Origin of the sequence: Streptomyces sp. KM273126 (assembly GCF_004337435.2) — a bacterium.
Taxonomy (GTDB): domain Bacteria; phylum Actinomycetota; class Actinomycetes; order Streptomycetales; family Streptomycetaceae; genus Streptomyces; species Streptomyces acidicola.
In genome coordinates, this window is record NZ_SJXB02000001.1 from 3,662,972 (window position 1) to 3,679,352 (window position 16,381).

Below are 16,381 nucleotides of genomic sequence, written 5' to 3' on the forward strand. Positions count from 1 at the left end.
GCACAGGCGGTTCCCCTGTGCTCACACGGCGGGGACACAGGTCACGTCCCGAGGCACCTGCCGCATTGGTACGACTGCAGGGCCGGGCCTGTGGACAACTTGCCCACCCGTCACCGGGGACCTGGCAGCATGGCGGGGTGACAGCAGCAACGCACTCCACCCTGTTCCCACAGGTCCCGGACACCCCCGACGCGGTGCTCGAAGGGCTCGACCCCGAGCAGCGCGAGGTGGCGACCGCCCTGCACGGTCCGGTGTGCGTGCTGGCGGGGGCCGGCACGGGCAAGACGCGGGCGATCACCCACCGCATCGCCTATGGGGTGCGCGCCGGCATACTGCACCCCTCCAGTGTGCTGGCCGTCACGTTCACCAACCGCGCTGCCGGTGAGATGCGCGGCCGCCTGCGCCAGCTCGGTGCCTCCGGCGTCCAGGCCCGTACGTTCCACTCGGCAGCACTTCGCCAACTCCAGTACTTCTGGCCGAAGGCCGTCGGCGGCTCCATGCCGAGGATCATCGACCGCAAGATCCAGATCGTCGCCGACGCTGCGGCCGCCTGCCGCATTCGTCTCGATCGCAACGAACTGCGGGATGTCGCCGGCGAGATCGAGTGGTCCAAGGTCACCCGGACCGTCCCCGCCGACTACGCCGCCGTGGCGGACAAGCACGGTCGCGAGGCCCCTCGCGACCCCGCCGAGATCGCCCAGCTCTACGCGGCGTACGAGGATCTCAAGCGTGACCGTGCCGTCATCGACTTCGAGGACGTCCTGCTGCTCACAGTAGGCATCCTGCAGGACCGGCGCGACATCGCGGAGCAGGTCCGCCGCCAGTACCAGCACTTCGTGGTCGACGAGTACCAGGACGTCAGCCCGCTCCAGCAGCGCCTGCTGGAACTGTGGCTCGGCGAGCGGGACGACCTGTGCGTCGTCGGCGACGCCAGCCAGACGATCTACTCGTTCACGGGTGCAACCCCGGACCATCTCCTCGACTTCCGTATCCGCCACCCCGGAGCCACGGTCGTCAAGCTGGTCCGCGACTACCGCTCCTCGCCCCAGGTCGTCCACCTCGCCAACGGCCTGCTCGCCCAGGCCCGGGGCCGCGCCGCCGAGCACCGCCTGGAGCTGATCTCCCAGCGTGGCCCCGGCCCCGAGCCCGTCTACACCGAGTACGCGGACGAGCCCGCCGAGGCCGAGGGTGCCGCCCGCCGCATCCGTGACCTCATCGCCACGGGCGTCCCCGCGAGCGAGATCGCCGTCCTGTTCCGTACGAACGCCCAGTCGGAGACCTACGAACAGGCGCTCGCCGACGCTGGGGTGCCCTACCAACTCCGAGGCGCCGAGCGGTTCTTCGACCGGCCCGAGGTGCGCAAGGCGGGTGTCGCCCTGCGCGGAGCGGCCCGCTTCGGCGCCAACGACGTCCTCCTCGACGACACCGTCGACCTGCCGTCACAGGTGCGGGCCGTGCTGTCGGGGGAGGGGTGGACCAGCAAGCCCCCGGCGGGCTCGGGCGCCGTCAGAGAGCGCTGGGAATCGCTGGCCGCGCTGGTGAACCTCGCACAGGACTTCGCCGCGGCCAAGCCCGACGCCACCCTCGGTGACCTCGTCGCGGAGCTCGACGAGCGGGCGAATGCACAGCACGCACCCACCGTGCAGGGCGTCACCCTCGCCTCGCTGCACTCCGCCAAGGGCCTGGAGTGGGACGTCGTCTTCCTGGTCGGAGTCGCCGAGGGCATGATGCCGATCACCTACGCCAAGACCGATGAGCAGGTCGAGGAGGAGAGGCGCCTGCTCTATGTCGGCATCACGCGCGCGCGGGAACGCCTGCACGTCTCCTGGGCCCTGTCCCGTTCGCCCGGCGGGCGCCCGAACCGCCGCCCCAGCCGCTTCCTCGACGGCCTGCGCCCCGGATCCACCGCCACCGCGGGCAGGGGTGGTGCGGGGAGAGCCGGTGGCATCGAGCGTGGTTTCCCGGGCAGCGCGGCTGCTGTGGCCCCGCGGCCCACCAGCCGGACCCCGGCCCGTTGCCGTGTCTGCGGCCGCACCTTGAGGGACGCCGGCGAGATGAAACTGATGCGGTGTGAGGACTGCCCATCCGACATGGACGAGGCCCTCTACGAGCGGTTGCGCGAGTGGCGGGCGGCGCAGGCACGGAGCAGCGGCCAGCCGGACTTCTGCGTCTTCACCGACAGGACCCTGATGGCCATCACCGAAGCGGTACCGACCACTCCGGCTGAACTCGCGCGCATCCCAGGGGTCATCGCGCGTAAACTGCAGCGCTACGGGGCCGACGTCCTGACCATCTGCGCAGGTCAGGAGGTTGCGGTAGGCGATGGGAGCGACTGACGCCAACTCGTCGAAAAAATAGTTTGCGCATGCGCCAGCAATCCCCATAGGTTCTTAGGCACGGGAACGGCGGCCTTCTCCCAGGCCCCGGTTTCGTGCTGTACTTAATAACCGCTGGATCGGCTCACCCCGATCCCCCTAGACGCCGAGAGGAGGCGATTCCAGTGATCAGCATCAACACCAGCACCGTCAGCACCGTCAAACTGACCGATCGCTCGGCCGTCTCCCTGTGCATGCTCGGCGTCTCGAACCTGGGCACCGGTCTGTCCGGCATCCGTGCCGTCCGGCCGGCGTCCCCTGTGTCTCTCGCGGGTCTTCCCGTCCGTGAGCGCAACGAGCGACCGACCAAGGCACTGGAAGCAGCAGCAGTGGCACAGGCGCAGGCCTATGCCTTTGTGGCGGCCGCCGGTGCCGGATCCCCGAAGCAGACGACGCAGCACCACACGATGTGGGCCTTCCGTGGGCCAGATCCCTGGAGTGATCCAGCCTGATCGCCGATCAGGCCGGCGCCTTCAGGGCCGCGGAACCCCATCCGGGATCCGCGGCCCTTCTGTTTGTCCCTCACCGGGGATGACAGAGCGAAGGGGCCTCGGGACAAGAAAGAACCCGGTACCAGCCGCCACCGGCCAACCGGCCGGAACGACCAGACGAGGAAGACGAACCGTGCAACTCGAAGCGCACGCCCCGTCCGTACCGCCTTCCGAAACGATCTCCCCGCCCGGCCTCACGGAGGACTCCACCTTGACCCCGCTCACTGCGCTCACCGCGCTCGACGACGCCATCGAGAACCTTGGCGTGCCCGTCCCCTGCCGCTCCTACGACCCGGAGGTCTTCTTCGCCGAGTCGCCGGCGGACGTCGAGTACGCCAAGTCCCTCTGCCGCACCTGCCCGCTGATCGAGGCCTGCCTCGCCGGCGCCAAGGAGCGGCGTGAGCCCTGGGGTGTCTGGGGTGGCGAGCTGTTCGTCCAGGGTGTCGTTGTGGCCCGCAAGCGGCCGCGTGGTCGCCCGCGCAAGAACCCGGTCACGGCATGAACACGCTAGGAACGATCGACCGCCCCCTCACGCACGACCCCAAGAAGCAGGCCCCGATGAAGCCGTCCACCCATGAGCCCGCAGGCTCCGCGATTCCAGACTTCACCACCGCCGGTGCGACCGGCTCGCGTCAGAACAGGACCCGAGAGATGCAACTCATTCCAGAAGCCCTGGCCCGTGCGCATATGCACGACCGACTGCGGGAGGCGGAGCAGGAGCGCCGGGCGATGCGCCTGGCGATGGCCCGGCGGATGCAGCGCCGCGCCGAGCGCGCCTCGATGCGGGCTCGCCGCGCGCTCGCCATGGCCGTGATGCAGTAGCCGCAGCCAGACACACGGGCACCAACAGAAGCAGTAGCTGAGCGGGGGCCGGTCCGAACGGACCGGCCCCCGCTGTGTGCTGCGCCCACCGAACCGTCAGACGCGGCGATATCGTCGCCAAGTGACGATTCATCCCGGGGACTGCGACCACAGCGGCTCCGCGCGGTGCCCCGACGCCACGGAAGCGCCCCACCTCGTCTGCGCCCAGTGCGGCACCCCGGCCGAAGACCCTCAGCCCACCTGGACGTGCTCCGTGGAGAACGGCATCCGGCACTACTTCTGCGACAACTGCGCCCGAGCGAACATCAGGGCCATCGAGAGACGCCTGGACTCGGCCTGGTGGTGAGGCAGTTGATCACTCCAGGAACACGCGGTGGCCGGCGGGAGCATACGGTGGTCGGCAGGAACGTGCGCTGGTCGGCAGGAATGCGTGGTGGTCGGTACGAACCGGGTCGGCCCCGTCGAGCTTGGGAAGTGCCCGGCGTCGCACCACGGTTCGTCCCTGCGTGCCGCGCGGTCTCGTGCCGCAGCTCCCGGCGATCACGCCTCCGCGGCTTGCTGCTCCTCCGGCAGGAACCCCGGCAGCCACTCCTCCAGCTCGTCCCGCAGACGGACCGTGGCGCCCAGTTGGCACAGCACCCCGATCGTGCTCAGCGTCACCCGGTGGATCAGCAGGTACGACGGGGGCAGGTTGAGCTGTTTGCCGAGCTGGTGGGCGGGGGAGCGCGGGTCGGCTATACGGGCCGCCTGGGTGCGCATCCAGCCCCGGGTGAAGGTGAACTCGTCGGCCTGGGCCGGTTCGATGATCGGCAGCAGATAGTCGAGGACGGAGTCGGGGTCCAGCTCCACGGACTCCTTGACGAAGCCCTCCGCGCAGAGCAGCTCGTAGACCGCCTCGGCCTGGCCGTCGAGCGTCATCCGCAGGGAGTTTCCGATCGGTGCGGGCAGGCCGTCCGGGAGGCGGTCCACCGTGCCGAAGTCGAGGACACCCAGGCGCCAGCCGGTCTTCTCGTCGGGCACCAGGCGGAAGTTGCCCGGGTGCGGGTCCGCGTGCAGGAGGCCGGTGCGGGCAGGGCCCGAGAAGAGGAACCGGGCGAGCAGCTGACCGGCGCGGTCGCGCTGCTCCTGAGTACCGTCCGCTATCACATCCGACAGTGGCGTGCCGTCGATCCACTCGGTCACCAGGACCTGCTCGGACTGGTGGACGACGGCCGGAACCAGGACGTCCGGGTCGTCCGCGAACTCCGCCGCGTGCGCCTCCTGAGCCTGAGCCTCCAAGCCGTAGTCGAGTTCCTCGGACACGCGGTCGCGCAGCTCCGCGATCAGCGGCTTGACATCCATCCCCGGGATCAAAGGCCCCAGAAGGCGGGCAAAGTGGCCGAGTTGCTTCAGATCGGACAGGAGAGCCTCGCCCGCGCCCGGATACTGCACCTTGACCGCGACCTCGCGGCCGTCGTGCCAGGTCGCGTGGTGCACCTGGCCGATCGAGGCCGCGGCGGCCGGTTTGTCCTCGAACTCCAGGAACAGCTCCTGCCAGTCCTCGCCGAGCCGCTCCGCCAGCACCGAGTGCACCGTGTGTGTGGGCATCGGGGGTGCCGCTTCCTGGAGTTTGGTCAGGGCCGCGCGGTACGGCCCCGCGATCTCCTCCGGCAGCGCCGACTCGAAGACGGACAGTGCCTGCCCGAACTTCATCGCGCCGCCCTTGAGCTCGCCGAGCACCTTGAACAGTTGCTCCGCCGTGCGCTGTTGCAGCTCACGGCCCACGATCTCCGCCGACTTCCCGCCGATCCTTTTGCCGAGCCCCCAGGTCGCCCGCCCGGCGAAGCCGAGCGGGAGCGCGGCGAGCTTGGCGGTACGGGTGACCGCCTTCCGGGGAAGATCAGACATGCGCCCTCCAAGTCCCAGACCGCCGTGCGGAGTGTGCTGTGCGGGACAAGCTCGTTGACCGCTGTTGCCCCGCCATTGTCTCGTGTGGGTCCCCGTCCTCCGAGGTGTGTTCCCCATTACCTTTCTCCGTGGCCGCGCACGGGCATGCGGGATGTGCCCACACCGGCCTGGAGTGCCAGTCGAACCCCGGAAGGGACACCTCCCAACGCGCCCCCGCGCTGGACGGTACCTGACCGTCCAGGAAGGCGAGCGTGTGCCCTGCCGCCAGTCCGGCCACCGCCGAGGCCAGGGCCAGGTCGCAGGCCTCCACCTGGCGCGGTCTGCCCGAGCGCCACTGTGTGACCAGGCGCGGCCAGCACGCGTCCCGGTCGGCGCGATCCTGGTCCAGACAGCCCGCGCAGCCCGTCTCGCCGGGCAGGACCAGCGGGCCGACCACGCCCGTTCCCTCGACGACCCCCGCATAGAGGTGCGGCGTTCCCGAGGCGATGAGCGGTTCGGCGGCGACCGGGTCGGGTGCGTGGACGTCGACGCCACCTCTCGGGGCGAGGATCACCAGGGAGAAGCCGGGGTCCTCTCCGGACGTGGTTGCCCGTGGGCGACGATCAGGCGCCGCTCTTCGTGCCGCCCGGCGTGCCGCCTCGTCCCTGCGCTCGCCGATCGCGTCGGCCGGCAGTCCACCTGGTGCCACGTCCCATGGCTCGACCCGGCCGACGTCGCGCACGTCGACGCTGCCCACGCCCGCGCCCGCCAGGAGTGTGGCCAGGGTCACGCCCACCCGTCCGGCGCCGCGCACCTGCACCCGCAGGGAGCGGCGGGCGGCGAGGCGGCCCATCGCGCCGCCCGGCTCGGGGGAGACGAGGGACAGCGCCGCGAGGTCGGGGCGCAGACGGTCCACGACCCCGTCCTTCTGCCGCAGGGCGTCCGCGGCCGGGCCGCCTCCCGTTGCGTCGTCCAGCAGGCCCGACTGGGCGAGCCGCTCCACCAGCCCGTCGACATGCCCCTCGGGCAACCCCATCCGGCGTCCTTCGTCGCGCAGGAGCGGCAGGCCGCGCGTCCCGTCCAGCAGGGCGAGGAAACTGCCCGTCGCCGTGTCCATCGGCCCCAGCACCAGCGCGTGCGCGGGTGCCATCCCGAACTGCACGGTGTTGAGGTCCCGCCAGCCGCGCCGCAGCGCGGGCTTCACCATCGGATGCATGATCGGCCCCCGTAGCCGTAGTAAGTCCCCGTGTGCCGGCGGGGTGCGGACGCCACAGCCTCAGTCGCGCTGTCGTGTCCGGTCCGCCGTCGAATGCCAGGATGCCGGGGTTCCGCGGCCAGGCGTCGGGAGTTGTCCACAGGCCGCTGTATTAGTCGTACAAACCCAGTGCCGGGAGCGCGGATCGGTATCGAACCGTCCCGGAGTCGGGACTTCCCACGTGTGCAGCGGGTAACGTCGTGGCGTGCCCGCCGACCCACTGCACCGTGCCGGAATGCCAGAGCGCAGCACGACGAGCCAGCCGCCAAGCGGCTCGGGGGCGAGCGCGATCGAGGTCCGCAGGAGTGCCCGCAGGCGCAGAACGGTGTCCGCGTACCGCGAGGGCGATCGCACCATCGTGCTCATCCCCGCCCGCATGTCCGAGGCGGAGGAGCAGCGCTGGGTGACCGTCATGCTCGACAAGCTCGCCGCGCAGGAGAACAAGCGGCTCATCGGGGACACCGAGTTGGCCGAGCGTGCCGAGCGCCTGTCGCTCGAGTACTTCGACGGCCGTGCCCGGCCCGCATCGGTCCGCTGGGTCACCAATCAGAACACGCGCTGGGGCTCGTGCACCCCGTCCGAGGGCAGTATCCGCCTTTCGCACCGGTTGCAGGGAATGCCCGAGTACGTCGTCGACTACGTCCTCGTCCACGAACTCGCCCACCTGCTCGTGCCCGGCCACGGCCCCCGTTTCTGGCGGCTGCTGGAGGCCTATCCGCGGACGGAGCGCGCCCGCGGCTACCTCGAAGGAGTGGTCGCCGCCGACCGGCTGCCGCGTCTGCCCGCCGAGCGCGACGAGTGACCCACTGACGAGAACGGGCCACCACGCGTGCGCGTGCCCGCGTCGGAAACGGGCCGGAAGGGGCTCGGAAGGGGCCCGCAAGCGGGCGTTGTGTACCGGGTCTGTACCGGCTTCGTTCGCTGCCGGATTTTGCCGTTAGCCTGGCGCGACGCACTCACCATCGGGATGGGGGACGGTCGTTACGCATGGCCAGGGAATTCCAACGCGGCCACAAGGCCAGGATCAGTGACCTCACGGCGGGGACGGATCTGTACGTGGGGGTACAGATCTCGGCGCCCGGACTGACCTTCGACATCAGCTGCTTCGGACTGGACGCCGACGAACGGCTTTCGGACGACCGGTACTTCGTCTTCTTCAACCAGCCGAAGTCCCCGGAGGAGGCTATCCAGCTCCTGGGGCCCCAGGCGGGGGACACAGAGTCCTTCCGCGTCACGCTCGACAAGATCCCGCAGCAGATCCAGAAGCTGTCGTTCACGGCGACCATCGACGGCGCCGGGCAGATGTCGCAGATCGCCCCTGGCTACATCCGCATCGTCGCGGGCGGCGAGGAGGTGGCCCGGTACTCGTTCAACGGGGCCGAGTTCTCCACCGAACGCGCCGTGATGCTGGGCGACTTCTACGTGAAGGACGTCTGGCGCTTCGCCGCTGTCGGGCAGGGCTTCGACGGCGGCCTGGACGCGCTGCTGCAGAACTTCGGCGGTGAGGTCGCCGAGGAGGAGCCCGCCGCCCCGCAGCAGCCGCAGTCCGGCGCCGCACCGGGCTTCGCCCCGCCGTCCCAGGCTGCCGCACCGCCCGCGTTCGCAGCCCCGGCCGGTGCTCCGGCGCACGTCCCGGCACCGGCCCCCGCACCTCAGCCCGCGCCGGGCTTCACGCCGCCCACGCCCCCGCCCCTGCGCCCCCGGCCCCCGCTCCCGCGCCCTCGGTGCACGCGCAGCCCACCATCATCGCGCCCGTGAACGTCCCTCCGGGCAGCGCTGTTCAGCCCCGCCTCCGCCCCCACCCGCGCCGTACGCCCAGCCCGGCCCACCCGGCTACGGCCAGCAGCCCGCCGCCCCGAGTGCGCCGCTGCCGCCCGGCTACGCCCAGCCGCACGCCCCCAGGCCCCTCAGGCACCCGCACCGCCTCCGGGCTACGGCCAGCAGCCCCCGGCGGCGCCCCCCGGATACGGTCAGCAGCCGCCATACGGCCAGATCCCGGGCCAGCCCGGTGCCCCCGGGGCCCCGTCGCAGTACGGCGTACCCCAGGGCGCACCGCAGGGCGGTGCCGGTGTGACCGCCGCGCTCCAGAAGTTCAAGGAGGCGCCCACAGGGCAGCGGTGGACCCAGCAGAACAAGAAGCTCGTCCGGGTCGACCTCGGTATCGGCGGCGACCAGCCCGTGCTCGCGCGTCAGGGCAGCATGGTGCTCTACCAGGGCAAGGTCGACTTCAGCTACAAGGGCGCGGGCTTCGCGGGCCGGATCGTGGGCAACGCGACGGGTCAGGAGATGCAGCTGATGCGCTGTTCCGGCAAGGGACAGGTGTTCCTCGCCGAGGAGGCCACGATGCTGCACCCCATCGAGCTCCAGGGTGACGCGATCTGTGTGTCCGCGGAGAACGTCCTCGCCTTCGACGAGACTCTCCACTACGAGGTGCGCAGGATCGAGGGACACGGCATCCCCGGAGGCGCGCTCTACACGATGCAGTTCCAGGGCACCGGCACGATCGTCGTCAAGACGCACGGCGCTCCCGTCGTCCTGCCTGTGACGCCGACCACGTTCGCCGACTGCAACGCCGTGGTCGCCTGGTCCGCGGCCGCCCAGGTGGTCGTCTCCAGCCAGGTGCGGATGCGCCGGAACGCCTATGCCGGGGACACCGGCGAGAGCGTGAACCTCCAGTTCCGCGGCGCGCCCGGCAATTTCATCGTCGTCCAGCCGTACGAGGTCTGAGGGAGCCCGTCATGAACCAGCCGCTCGCGGGCTTCGCACCCGCTCCAGTGACCGCCCGCATGGAGAACCACGGCGACCACATGCTCAAGGTCGCCATGCAGACCGGAAACGACCTCCTCGCGCGCGTGGGCTCGATGGTCGCCTACGAAGGGTTCGTCCAGTACGAGCCCAACCCGCCCGCCGTACGCCAGATCGCGAAGGACTGGGTCACCGGCGAGGGCGCGCCCCTGATGAAGTGCTCCGGTGACGGTCTGCTGTACCTCGCCGACTACGGGGCGAACGTCGTCGTGATCAACCTCGACGGGGACGGGATCTCCGTCAACGCCACGAACCTGCTCGCCTTCGACGCGCACCTCACCTGGGGCGTCGAGCGGGTCAAGGGACTCGCCAAGTTCGCCGGGCAGGGCCTGTGGAACACCCGGATCTCCGGACAGGGCTGGGTCGCGCTGACTTCCCGGGGCAAGCCGATCGTCGTCGACTGCGGCGGGGGTGAGAACGAGACGTACGTCGACCCGGACGCACTCGTCGCCTGGTCCCCGAACCTCAAGGTGAAGGGCAAGCGCAGTTTCAAGGCGCAGTCGCTGATCGGACGCGGCAGCGGCGAGGCGTACCAGATGGCGTTCTCGGGGGAGGGCATCGTCGTCGTCCAGCCCAGCGAGGACAGCACCGACCGCCTCCGAGTCCGGGGCTGAGGGGGAGCGACACACCATGCAGAGCCCGATTTTCGGCTACAACGAGCAGCAGACCCAGGAGCGCTGGAGCCTGCAGAACAAGCAGATGCTGCGTGTCGCCCTGGACGGCCGCGAGGACGTCCTCGCGCGCAAGGGCACGATGGTCGCCTACCAGGGGCTGGTCGAGTTCGACGCCGAGTACCAGAACAACAACCAGCGGCGCTCCAGGGCGCACACCGGCGAAGGCCTCGACCTCATGCGCTGCCACGGGCAGGGGACGGTCTACTTCGCCAACCTCGCCCAGCACGTGCACATGATGGACGTCGATCAGGACGGCCTCACCGTCGACAGCAGCTACGTCCTGGCCATGGACTCCTCGCTGCATCACGAGGTGATCGCCGTGGACAGCCTCTACGGCATCTCCGGCTCCGGGAAGTACCAGCTCAACATCACGGGCCGCGGCCAGGTCGCCCTGATGACCTCGGGCATGCCCTTGATGATGCAGGTCACATCGGACAAGTACGTCAACTGCGACGCCGACGCCATCGTGGCCTGGTCCACATCGCTGCGCGTGCAGATGCAGGCCCAGACGCACTCCTCCGGAGTGTGGCGGCGCCGTGGCAACACGGGCGAGGGCTGGGAGCTCAGCTTCATGGGCCAGGGCTTCATCCTCGTCCAGCCCAGCGAGCTGCTCCCGCCGCAGAACGCCCAGATCGGCTCGGGCCTGGCCGCCCAGTACGGCATGGGCCAGCAGGGTGCGCGGGGACAGAACCAGGGCAACGTCTGGAGCTGAGCTCGCGTGAGCAGCCGGTAACGCGAGCAGTCGGTAAGGGGTGCCCGCCAGGTGGTCACCCCTTACTCGGGTTACTTGGGCCACTCCTTACTGGTTCAGAGCTCTGCCCGCTCAGTAACTGGATCAGAGCCGGGCCCGCGCCGCGTCCAGCAGCCGTACGACCGAGTCGTCCGCCACGTCCTTCACCTCGTCGTAGCCGAACCAGCGCAGGTCCAGCGACTCGTCGCTGATCTCCTGCACCGCACCCGCGGGTGCCACGACCGCGTACTGGACGTCGAAGTGGAAGTGGCACGGCGGCGGGATCGGATGCCGGTCGAGACGCACCGGCCCGCCCGGGAGCAGCGTGAGGCCCGCGACGCCCGACTCCTCCGAGGCCTCGCGCAGGGCAGCGGCCGCCAGCGTGGCGTCCTCGGGCTCGCAGTGGCCGCCCATCTGGAGCCACATCCGCAGCTTCTTGTGGAGCGTGAGGAGAACCCGGCCCTCCTCGGGATCGACCACGAGGGCGCTCGCGGTGATATGCCCGGTGTGGCACGACTTCCACATGCCGTCCGGGTGCGCCTCCAGATGGTCGAGATACGACTGGCGCAGCTCCTCCTGGCCCTCGTACCCCTTCAGGACGAGGATCGCGTCGTCGTAGACGCTCACTCGGTGCCGTCGCCCTTGCCGTCCTGGTCCTTCTTCAGGTTCGGCTGCTCGGAGGAACCGCCGTCCGCCGCCTCGCCGAGCATCTTGTCCAGCTCGGAGAAGTCCAGCTGCTCGCGGTGCACGAAGCCGTCCGGGTCGTCCAGGTCGGACGCGGTGGGGAGCATGTCCGGGTGGGCCCACAGGGCGTCCCGGCCGTCGACACCGTGCGCGTCCGTGAGCGAGGCCCACAGGCGGGAGGCGTCGCGCAGCCGGCGCGGGCGCAGCTCCAGACCGATCAGCGTGGCGAACGTCTGCTCGGCCGGGCCGCCTGTGGCACGGCGACGGCGCAGCGTCTCACGGAGCGCGTCCGCGGACGACAGACGAGGCTTCGCGGCGGCGTGGACGACCGCGTCCACCCAGCCCTCGACGAGGGCCAGAGCGGTCTCCAGCCGGGCCAGGGCCGTCTTCTGCTCCGGGGTGTCCTCCGGCTGGAACATGCCCTGCTGGAGTGCCTGCTGGATCTCCTCCGGGTTCTGCGGGTCGAACTGGCCGACCACGTCCTCCAGCTTGGCGGTGTCGACCTTGATCCCGCGCGCGTAGCCCTCGACCGCGCCGAACAGGTGCGAGCGCAGCCACGGCACGTGCGCGAAGAGTCGCTGGTGGGCGGCCTCGCGCAGGGCCAGGTAGAGCCGCACCTCGTCCCTCGGCACGCCCAGGTCCTTGCCGAACGCCTCCACGTTCACCGGCAGCAGCGCGGCCCGGCCGGACGGCCCGAGCGGCAGGCCGATGTCCGTGGAGCCGACGACCTCGCCCGCGAGCACGCCGACGGCCTGCCCGATCTGCGTACCGAACATGGCGCCGCCCATGGAGCGCATCATGCCGATGAGCGGGCCCGCCATGGCCTGCATCTCCTCGGGCAGGACGTCGCCCATGGCCGCGCCAACGCGCTCGGCGACCGGGTCGACGAGCTCCTGCCACACCGGCAGGGTCGCCTCGACCCACTCCGCGCGACTCCACGCCAGGGCGGAGCCGGCGCCCGACGGCAGGGACGTCGCGTCGTCCAGCCACAAGTCGGCCAGGCGCACGGCCTCCTCGACCGCGGAGCGCTCGGCGGGGCCCACGCTGGAGTCCTTCACGCCGCCGGCGGTGCCCTGGGAGACCGTCTGGCGGGCGATCTGCTTGGCCATGTCCCAGTTCACCGGGCCGCCCTCGTACGAGAGCATCTGGCCCAGCTGCTGGAAGGCGGCGCCCAGGTCGGTGGGGTTCATGGAACCGAACATCGCGGCGAGCGGATTGTCGGCGCCAGGTCCTCCGGTACCGGGCAGCCCGAAACCGAACGGGTTGCCCGGTCCCTGACCACCACCGCTCTGCTGGTCCTTCTTCTTGCCCTCGTCGCCGTTCTCCGGCTCCTCCGGCGGAAGGCCGAATCCGAATGGGGTGTCACTCACGGGATTCCTCGGCTGGTAAGGCCGCCGGTTCTCTCCGACGGCACGGCTGCCCGACAACACCACCCAGCGTAGACACCACGGGCCGGTTCGGGCCTCGATGCGTCGCCGACTGCTGGGCTGCGGCAGGATGGATGCCACCTGGTACGTGCGCGTCACACGCTTGCGTACTGAAGACAACCGCTGGAGACGCCCGGTGAGTTCCCCAGATCCGCAGGTTCGCGCAACGCGAAACCACTCAACCAGCCCGGCCGTGCGCGGGCCAGTCGTCGCGGTCACCGGAGCCGCGTCCGGTATCGGCGCGCTGCTCACCGAGCGGCTCGTCGCATCCGACGAGATCAAGCAGGTCATCGCCATCGACGAGCGGCGCGGTGAGTGCGCGGCGGCCCAGTGGCACATCCTGGACGTACGGGACCCGGCGATCGCGGACAAACTGCGCGGGGCCGACGCCGTGGTTCACCTCGCGGTCGACCTGGACCTGGGCACCGACACGGCGGCACGGACCGCCTACAACGTCCGGGGGACGCAGACGGTGCTGACGGCGGCGGCCGCGGCCGGGGTCCACCGGGTCGTCCTGTGCACGTCAGCGATGGTGTACGGGGCGCTGCCGGACAACGAGCTGCCGCTCTCCGAGGACGCCGAGTTGCGGGCGACCGCCGAGGCGACCGGGGTCGGGGACCTGCTGGAGATCGAGCGGCTCGCGCGCCGGGCGCCGCGCGCCCATCCGGGCCTCAACGTCACCGTCGTGCGCCCCGCAGTGCTCGTAGGAGGCACCGACACGGCGCTGACCAGGTACTTCGAGTCGCCCCGGCTGCTCGTGGTGGCCGGGTCGCGACCCGCCTGGCAGTTCTGTCACGTCGAGGACCTGTGCGGTGCTCTGGAGTACGCCGTCCTGGAGAAGGCCGAGGGCGAGCTGGCCGTCGGGTGTGACGGGTGGCTGGAGCAGGAGGAGGTCGAGGAGCTCAGCGGGATCCGCCGGATGGAGCTGCCGTCCGCGGTGGCGCTGGGCGCGGCGGCGCGGCTGCACCGCATCGGGCTCACCCCGTCCCCGGCCGGTGACCTGGCGTACACGATGTACCCCTGGGTGGTCAGCGGCAGCCGCCTCCACGACGCCGGCTGGCGGCCCCAGTGGACCAACGAGGAGGTCCTCGCCGAACTCCTGGAGGAGGTCTCCGGGCGGCACACCGTGGCTGGGCGCCGGCTGGGCCGCAAGGACGCGACGGCGGCGGGCGCCGCGGGCGCGACGGTCGCGCTGCTGGGTACGGCCGCGCTGGTACGAAGGGCCCGGAAGGCACGGCGGAGGGGCTGATCGCCAGGAGCGTCTGTTCCGGGTTGTCAGTGGTGTGGGGCACGATGGAGCGCATGGCACCCAACAACGATCACCCCGGTGAGCAGGCGGCGCAGCAACCGATCAAGCTGATCGGCATACGGGAGACCCCGCTGTCCGTGGACGAGGTGTTCCGAGCCGTCGGGGACGAAGCGGCAGGTGGGACGGCGCTGTTCGTGGGCACTGTGCGGAACCACGACGGGGGCGCCGACGTGGACGAGCTGGGGTACTCGTGCCATCCCAGCGCCGAGGCCGAGATGCGGAGGATCGCCGAGAAGGTCGTCGCCGATTTCCCGGTCCGGGCCCTTGCCGCCGTCCACCGGGTGGGGGATCTCAGGGTCGGGGACCTGGCTGTCGTCGTGGCCGTGTCCTGCCCGCACCGCGGTGAGGCGTTCGAGGCCTGTCGCAAGCTGATCGACGACCTGAAGCACGAGGTTCCCATCTGGAAGCACCAGAGGTTCTCCGACGGTACGGAGGAGTGGGTCGGCGCCTGCTAGCGCGCACTGTCTCCGGTTGCGTAACCCCACCCCCGGCGTGAGCGTTGACGGAGCAGATGGTTAATCTGCTGATCAGTCAGTTGCGGTCGCTCATGGGGTTGGGAGGTCGGCATGGCGGCGCTCGCCTGGTTGTTGATTCCGCTTTTCGCCGCTGTCGGTGCCGGGGTATGGGGCGGTTGGGCGAGCCGTAGCCGCAAGAGCGTCGAGGACGGCACCGAGCTCGCGGGCTACACCCGTTTCCGCGAGGCCATGGAGAGATCCCGCTCGCGCAGCTGAGATCCCGGAGCGGGCCCCGGACGGACGGCCCCGACAGTGCCCTGACAGACCCGTCCCGTACTGTCGTTCCATGCCACGCCGCACCGCGACGATGCTCGCCTCCACCCTGATGCTGATCGCGCTCCTGTGCGCGGGAGTGTTCATCCCCGTGCCGTACTCGGAGATGTCGCCGGGGCCGACGGTGAACACGCTCGGGGACCACGACGGCGAGCCGGTGCTGCACATCGAGGGACGCAAGACCTACCCGACGTCCGGGCACCTCAACATGACCACGGTCCGCGTTACCAGCGCCGACTACAGGATGAACCTCGTCGAGGCCGTGTACGGGTGGCTGGCGCACGACAACAAGGTGGTGCCGCACGACACGCTCTACCCGGACGGCCAGACCGAGGAGCAGTCGACCCAGGAGAACGCGGAGGAGTTCAGCCAGTCCCAGGAGAGCGCCAAGGTCGCGGCCCTGAAGGCGCTGGACGTCCCCGTGAAGTCCTGGGTGATCGTCTCCACCGTCCTCAAGGACTCGCCGGCCGAGGGCAGGCTGCACGCGGGCGATGTGATCAAGTCCGTCGACGGTACGGCCATCAAGGCGCCCGAGGACGTCGCGAAGCTGGTCACCAAGCACAAGCCCGGCGAGAAGGTCAGCTTCACGATCGTCCCGGCCAAGGCGCAGGCCGCCGCCGAGAAGGAGAACCGGACGGCTACCGAGCAGCAGACCGTCACGATCACCACCACGAAGTCCGAAGACGGCGGCGAGGACCGCGCGATCGTCGGGATCTCGGCCGGGACGGACCACACGTTCCCGTTCACCATCGACATCAAGCTCGCCGACGTCGGCGGACCCAGCGCCGGCCTGATGTTCGCCCTCGGCATCTACGACAAGCTGACCCCGGGCTCCCTCACCGGCGGCACGTTCGTGGCCGGCACCGGCACCATCGACGACACGGGCAAGGTCGGGCCCATCGGCGGCATCGAGATGAAGACCGTCGCCGCGCGCGACAAGGGCGCCAAGTACTTCCTGACGCCCAAGGACAACTGCGCCACCGCCGCCAGGGACACCCCCGGGGGACTCACCCTCGTCAAGGTCGACACCATCGGCGACGCGCTCGGCGCCCTCAAGGACATCCGCTCCGGCGACACCGCCGACCTGCCGCAATGCACCACCAAGGGCTGACGGCGCCGCCCGCCCGAACGTCGTCGACGGTACCGAGGGCCCAG

General features: G+C 70.4%; 16 protein-coding genes and 1 pseudogene. 13 read left to right on the forward strand and 4 right to left on the reverse strand.

The annotated features are described in order from the left end of the window. The first annotated feature begins 137 nt into the window (after positions 1 to 137). From E0500_RS15845 to E0500_RS15865, 5 genes are all read left to right on the forward strand, one after another. Positions 138 to 2,336, forward strand: coding sequence for an ATP-dependent DNA helicase UvrD2 (locus tag E0500_RS15845; RefSeq protein ID WP_309505067.1), 2,199 nt, complete (start codon positions 138 to 140; stop codon positions 2,334 to 2,336). A gap of 164 nt (positions 2,337 to 2,500) precedes the next feature. Further along, on the forward strand, positions 2,501 to 2,827 hold the full coding sequence (locus E0500_RS15850; protein ID WP_165935186.1) for a hypothetical protein: 327 nt from the start codon (positions 2,501 to 2,503) through the stop codon (positions 2,825 to 2,827). A 172-nt stretch (positions 2,828 to 2,999) separates the two neighbouring features. After that, the gene (locus E0500_RS15855; protein WP_131569937.1) at positions 3,000 to 3,368 is read left to right on the forward strand and encodes a WhiB family transcriptional regulator; all 369 of its coding nucleotides are present in this window, start codon (positions 3,000 to 3,002) and stop codon (positions 3,366 to 3,368) included. Beyond that, complete coding sequence (locus tag E0500_RS15860) at positions 3,365 to 3,688, forward strand: hypothetical protein (RefSeq protein ID WP_131569935.1); 324 nt, start codon at positions 3,365 to 3,367, stop codon at positions 3,686 to 3,688. Before E0500_RS15855 ends, E0500_RS15860 begins: the two co-directional genes overlap by 4 nt. 121 nt (positions 3,689 to 3,809) lie before the next feature. After that, a complete protein-coding gene (locus E0500_RS15865) occupies positions 3,810 to 4,034 on the forward strand; it encodes a hypothetical protein (protein ID WP_220141414.1) in 225 nt (74 codons plus the stop codon). A gap of 194 nt (positions 4,035 to 4,228) precedes the next feature. On the opposite strand, the gene E0500_RS15870 is transcribed toward E0500_RS15865, so the two are convergent. Beyond that, a complete protein-coding gene (locus E0500_RS15870; RefSeq protein ID WP_131569933.1) occupies positions 4,229 to 5,575 on the reverse strand; it encodes an AarF/ABC1/UbiB kinase family protein in 1,347 nt (448 codons plus the stop codon). Beyond that, a complete protein-coding gene (locus E0500_RS15875; protein ID WP_131569931.1) occupies positions 5,568 to 6,770 on the reverse strand; it encodes a TOMM precursor leader peptide-binding protein in 1,203 nt (400 codons plus the stop codon). The genes E0500_RS15870 and E0500_RS15875 overlap by 8 nt, the downstream gene beginning before the upstream one ends. A 244-nt stretch (positions 6,771 to 7,014) precedes the next feature. On the opposite strand from E0500_RS15875, the gene E0500_RS15880 reads away from it, so the two are divergent. The 4 genes and pseudogenes from E0500_RS15880 (at position 7,015) to E0500_RS15895 (ending at position 11,000) form a co-directional block, all read left to right on the forward strand. Next, positions 7,015 to 7,611: a M48 family metallopeptidase gene (locus E0500_RS15880; protein WP_131569930.1), complete on the forward strand. Its 597-nt coding sequence runs from the start codon at positions 7,015 to 7,017 to the stop codon at positions 7,609 to 7,611. A 185-nt stretch (positions 7,612 to 7,796) separates the two neighbouring features. Continuing rightward, positions 7,797 to 9,536 (forward strand): annotated as a pseudogene (locus E0500_RS15885) (TerD family protein). An 11-nt stretch (positions 9,537 to 9,547) separates the two neighbouring features. Beyond that, entirely contained in the window at positions 9,548 to 10,228 is a 681-nt protein-coding gene (locus E0500_RS15890) for an AIM24 family protein (protein WP_131568942.1), read from the forward strand. A gap of 16 nt (positions 10,229 to 10,244) precedes the next feature. Beyond that, complete coding sequence (locus E0500_RS15895) at positions 10,245 to 11,000, forward strand: AIM24 family protein (RefSeq protein ID WP_131568940.1); 756 nt, start codon at positions 10,245 to 10,247, stop codon at positions 10,998 to 11,000. 123 nt (positions 11,001 to 11,123) lie between these two features. On the opposite strand, the gene E0500_RS15900 is transcribed toward E0500_RS15895, so the two are convergent. Together E0500_RS15900 and E0500_RS15905 are read right to left on the reverse strand one after the other, a co-directional pair. Beyond that, on the reverse strand, positions 11,124 to 11,645 hold the full coding sequence (locus E0500_RS15900) for an NUDIX hydrolase (protein ID WP_131568939.1): 522 nt from the start codon (positions 11,643 to 11,645) through the stop codon (positions 11,124 to 11,126). Then, entirely contained in the window at positions 11,642 to 13,072 is a 1,431-nt protein-coding gene (locus E0500_RS15905; protein WP_131568937.1) for a zinc-dependent metalloprotease, read from the reverse strand. The genes E0500_RS15900 and E0500_RS15905 overlap by 4 nt, the downstream gene beginning before the upstream one ends. A gap of 193 nt (positions 13,073 to 13,265) precedes the next feature. Here E0500_RS15905 and E0500_RS15910 point away from each other — a divergent pair, with 193 nt between their 5' ends. The 4 genes from E0500_RS15910 (at position 13,266) to E0500_RS15925 (ending at position 16,337) form a co-directional block, all read left to right on the forward strand. Continuing rightward, positions 13,266 to 14,378 carry an SDR family oxidoreductase gene (locus tag E0500_RS15910; RefSeq protein ID WP_131568935.1) on the forward strand — a complete coding sequence of 371 codons (1,113 nt, stop codon included), beginning with the start codon at positions 13,266 to 13,268 and terminating at the stop codon, positions 14,376 to 14,378. A gap of 53 nt (positions 14,379 to 14,431) precedes the next feature. Continuing rightward, the gene (locus E0500_RS15915) at positions 14,432 to 14,893 is read left to right on the forward strand and encodes a molybdenum cofactor biosynthesis protein MoaE (RefSeq protein ID WP_131568933.1); all 462 of its coding nucleotides are present in this window, start codon (positions 14,432 to 14,434) and stop codon (positions 14,891 to 14,893) included. A 111-nt stretch (positions 14,894 to 15,004) separates the two neighbouring features. Next, positions 15,005 to 15,169, forward strand: coding sequence for a hypothetical protein (locus E0500_RS15920; RefSeq protein WP_165935156.1), 165 nt, complete (start codon positions 15,005 to 15,007; stop codon positions 15,167 to 15,169). Between the two features lie 70 nt (positions 15,170 to 15,239). Next, the gene (locus tag E0500_RS15925) at positions 15,240 to 16,337 is read left to right on the forward strand and encodes a PDZ domain-containing protein (protein WP_131568931.1); all 1,098 of its coding nucleotides are present in this window, start codon (positions 15,240 to 15,242) and stop codon (positions 16,335 to 16,337) included. Positions 16,338 to 16,381 lie beyond the last annotated feature (44 nt).

Coding starts and splice junctions, on each gene's coding strand:
- E0500_RS15860 (WP_131569935.1), top strand. CDS start 3,365: ATGAACACGCTAGGAACGATCGACCGCCCCCTCACGCACGACCCCAAG.
- E0500_RS15870 (WP_131569933.1), bottom strand. CDS start 5,575: ATGTCTGATCTTCCCCGGAAGGCGGTCACCCGTACCGCCAAGCTCGCC.
- E0500_RS15875 (WP_131569931.1), bottom strand. CDS start 6,770: ATGCATCCGATGGTGAAGCCCGCGCTGCGGCGCGGCTGGCGGGACCTC.
- E0500_RS15890 (WP_131568942.1), top strand. CDS start 9,548: ATGAACCAGCCGCTCGCGGGCTTCGCACCCGCTCCAGTGACCGCCCGC.
- E0500_RS15895 (WP_131568940.1), top strand. CDS start 10,245: ATGCAGAGCCCGATTTTCGGCTACAACGAGCAGCAGACCCAGGAGCGC.
- E0500_RS15915 (WP_131568933.1), top strand. CDS start 14,432: ATGGCACCCAACAACGATCACCCCGGTGAGCAGGCGGCGCAGCAACCG.
- E0500_RS15920 (WP_165935156.1), top strand. CDS start 15,005: ATGGCGGCGCTCGCCTGGTTGTTGATTCCGCTTTTCGCCGCTGTCGGT.
- E0500_RS15925 (WP_131568931.1), top strand. CDS start 15,240: ATGCCACGCCGCACCGCGACGATGCTCGCCTCCACCCTGATGCTGATC.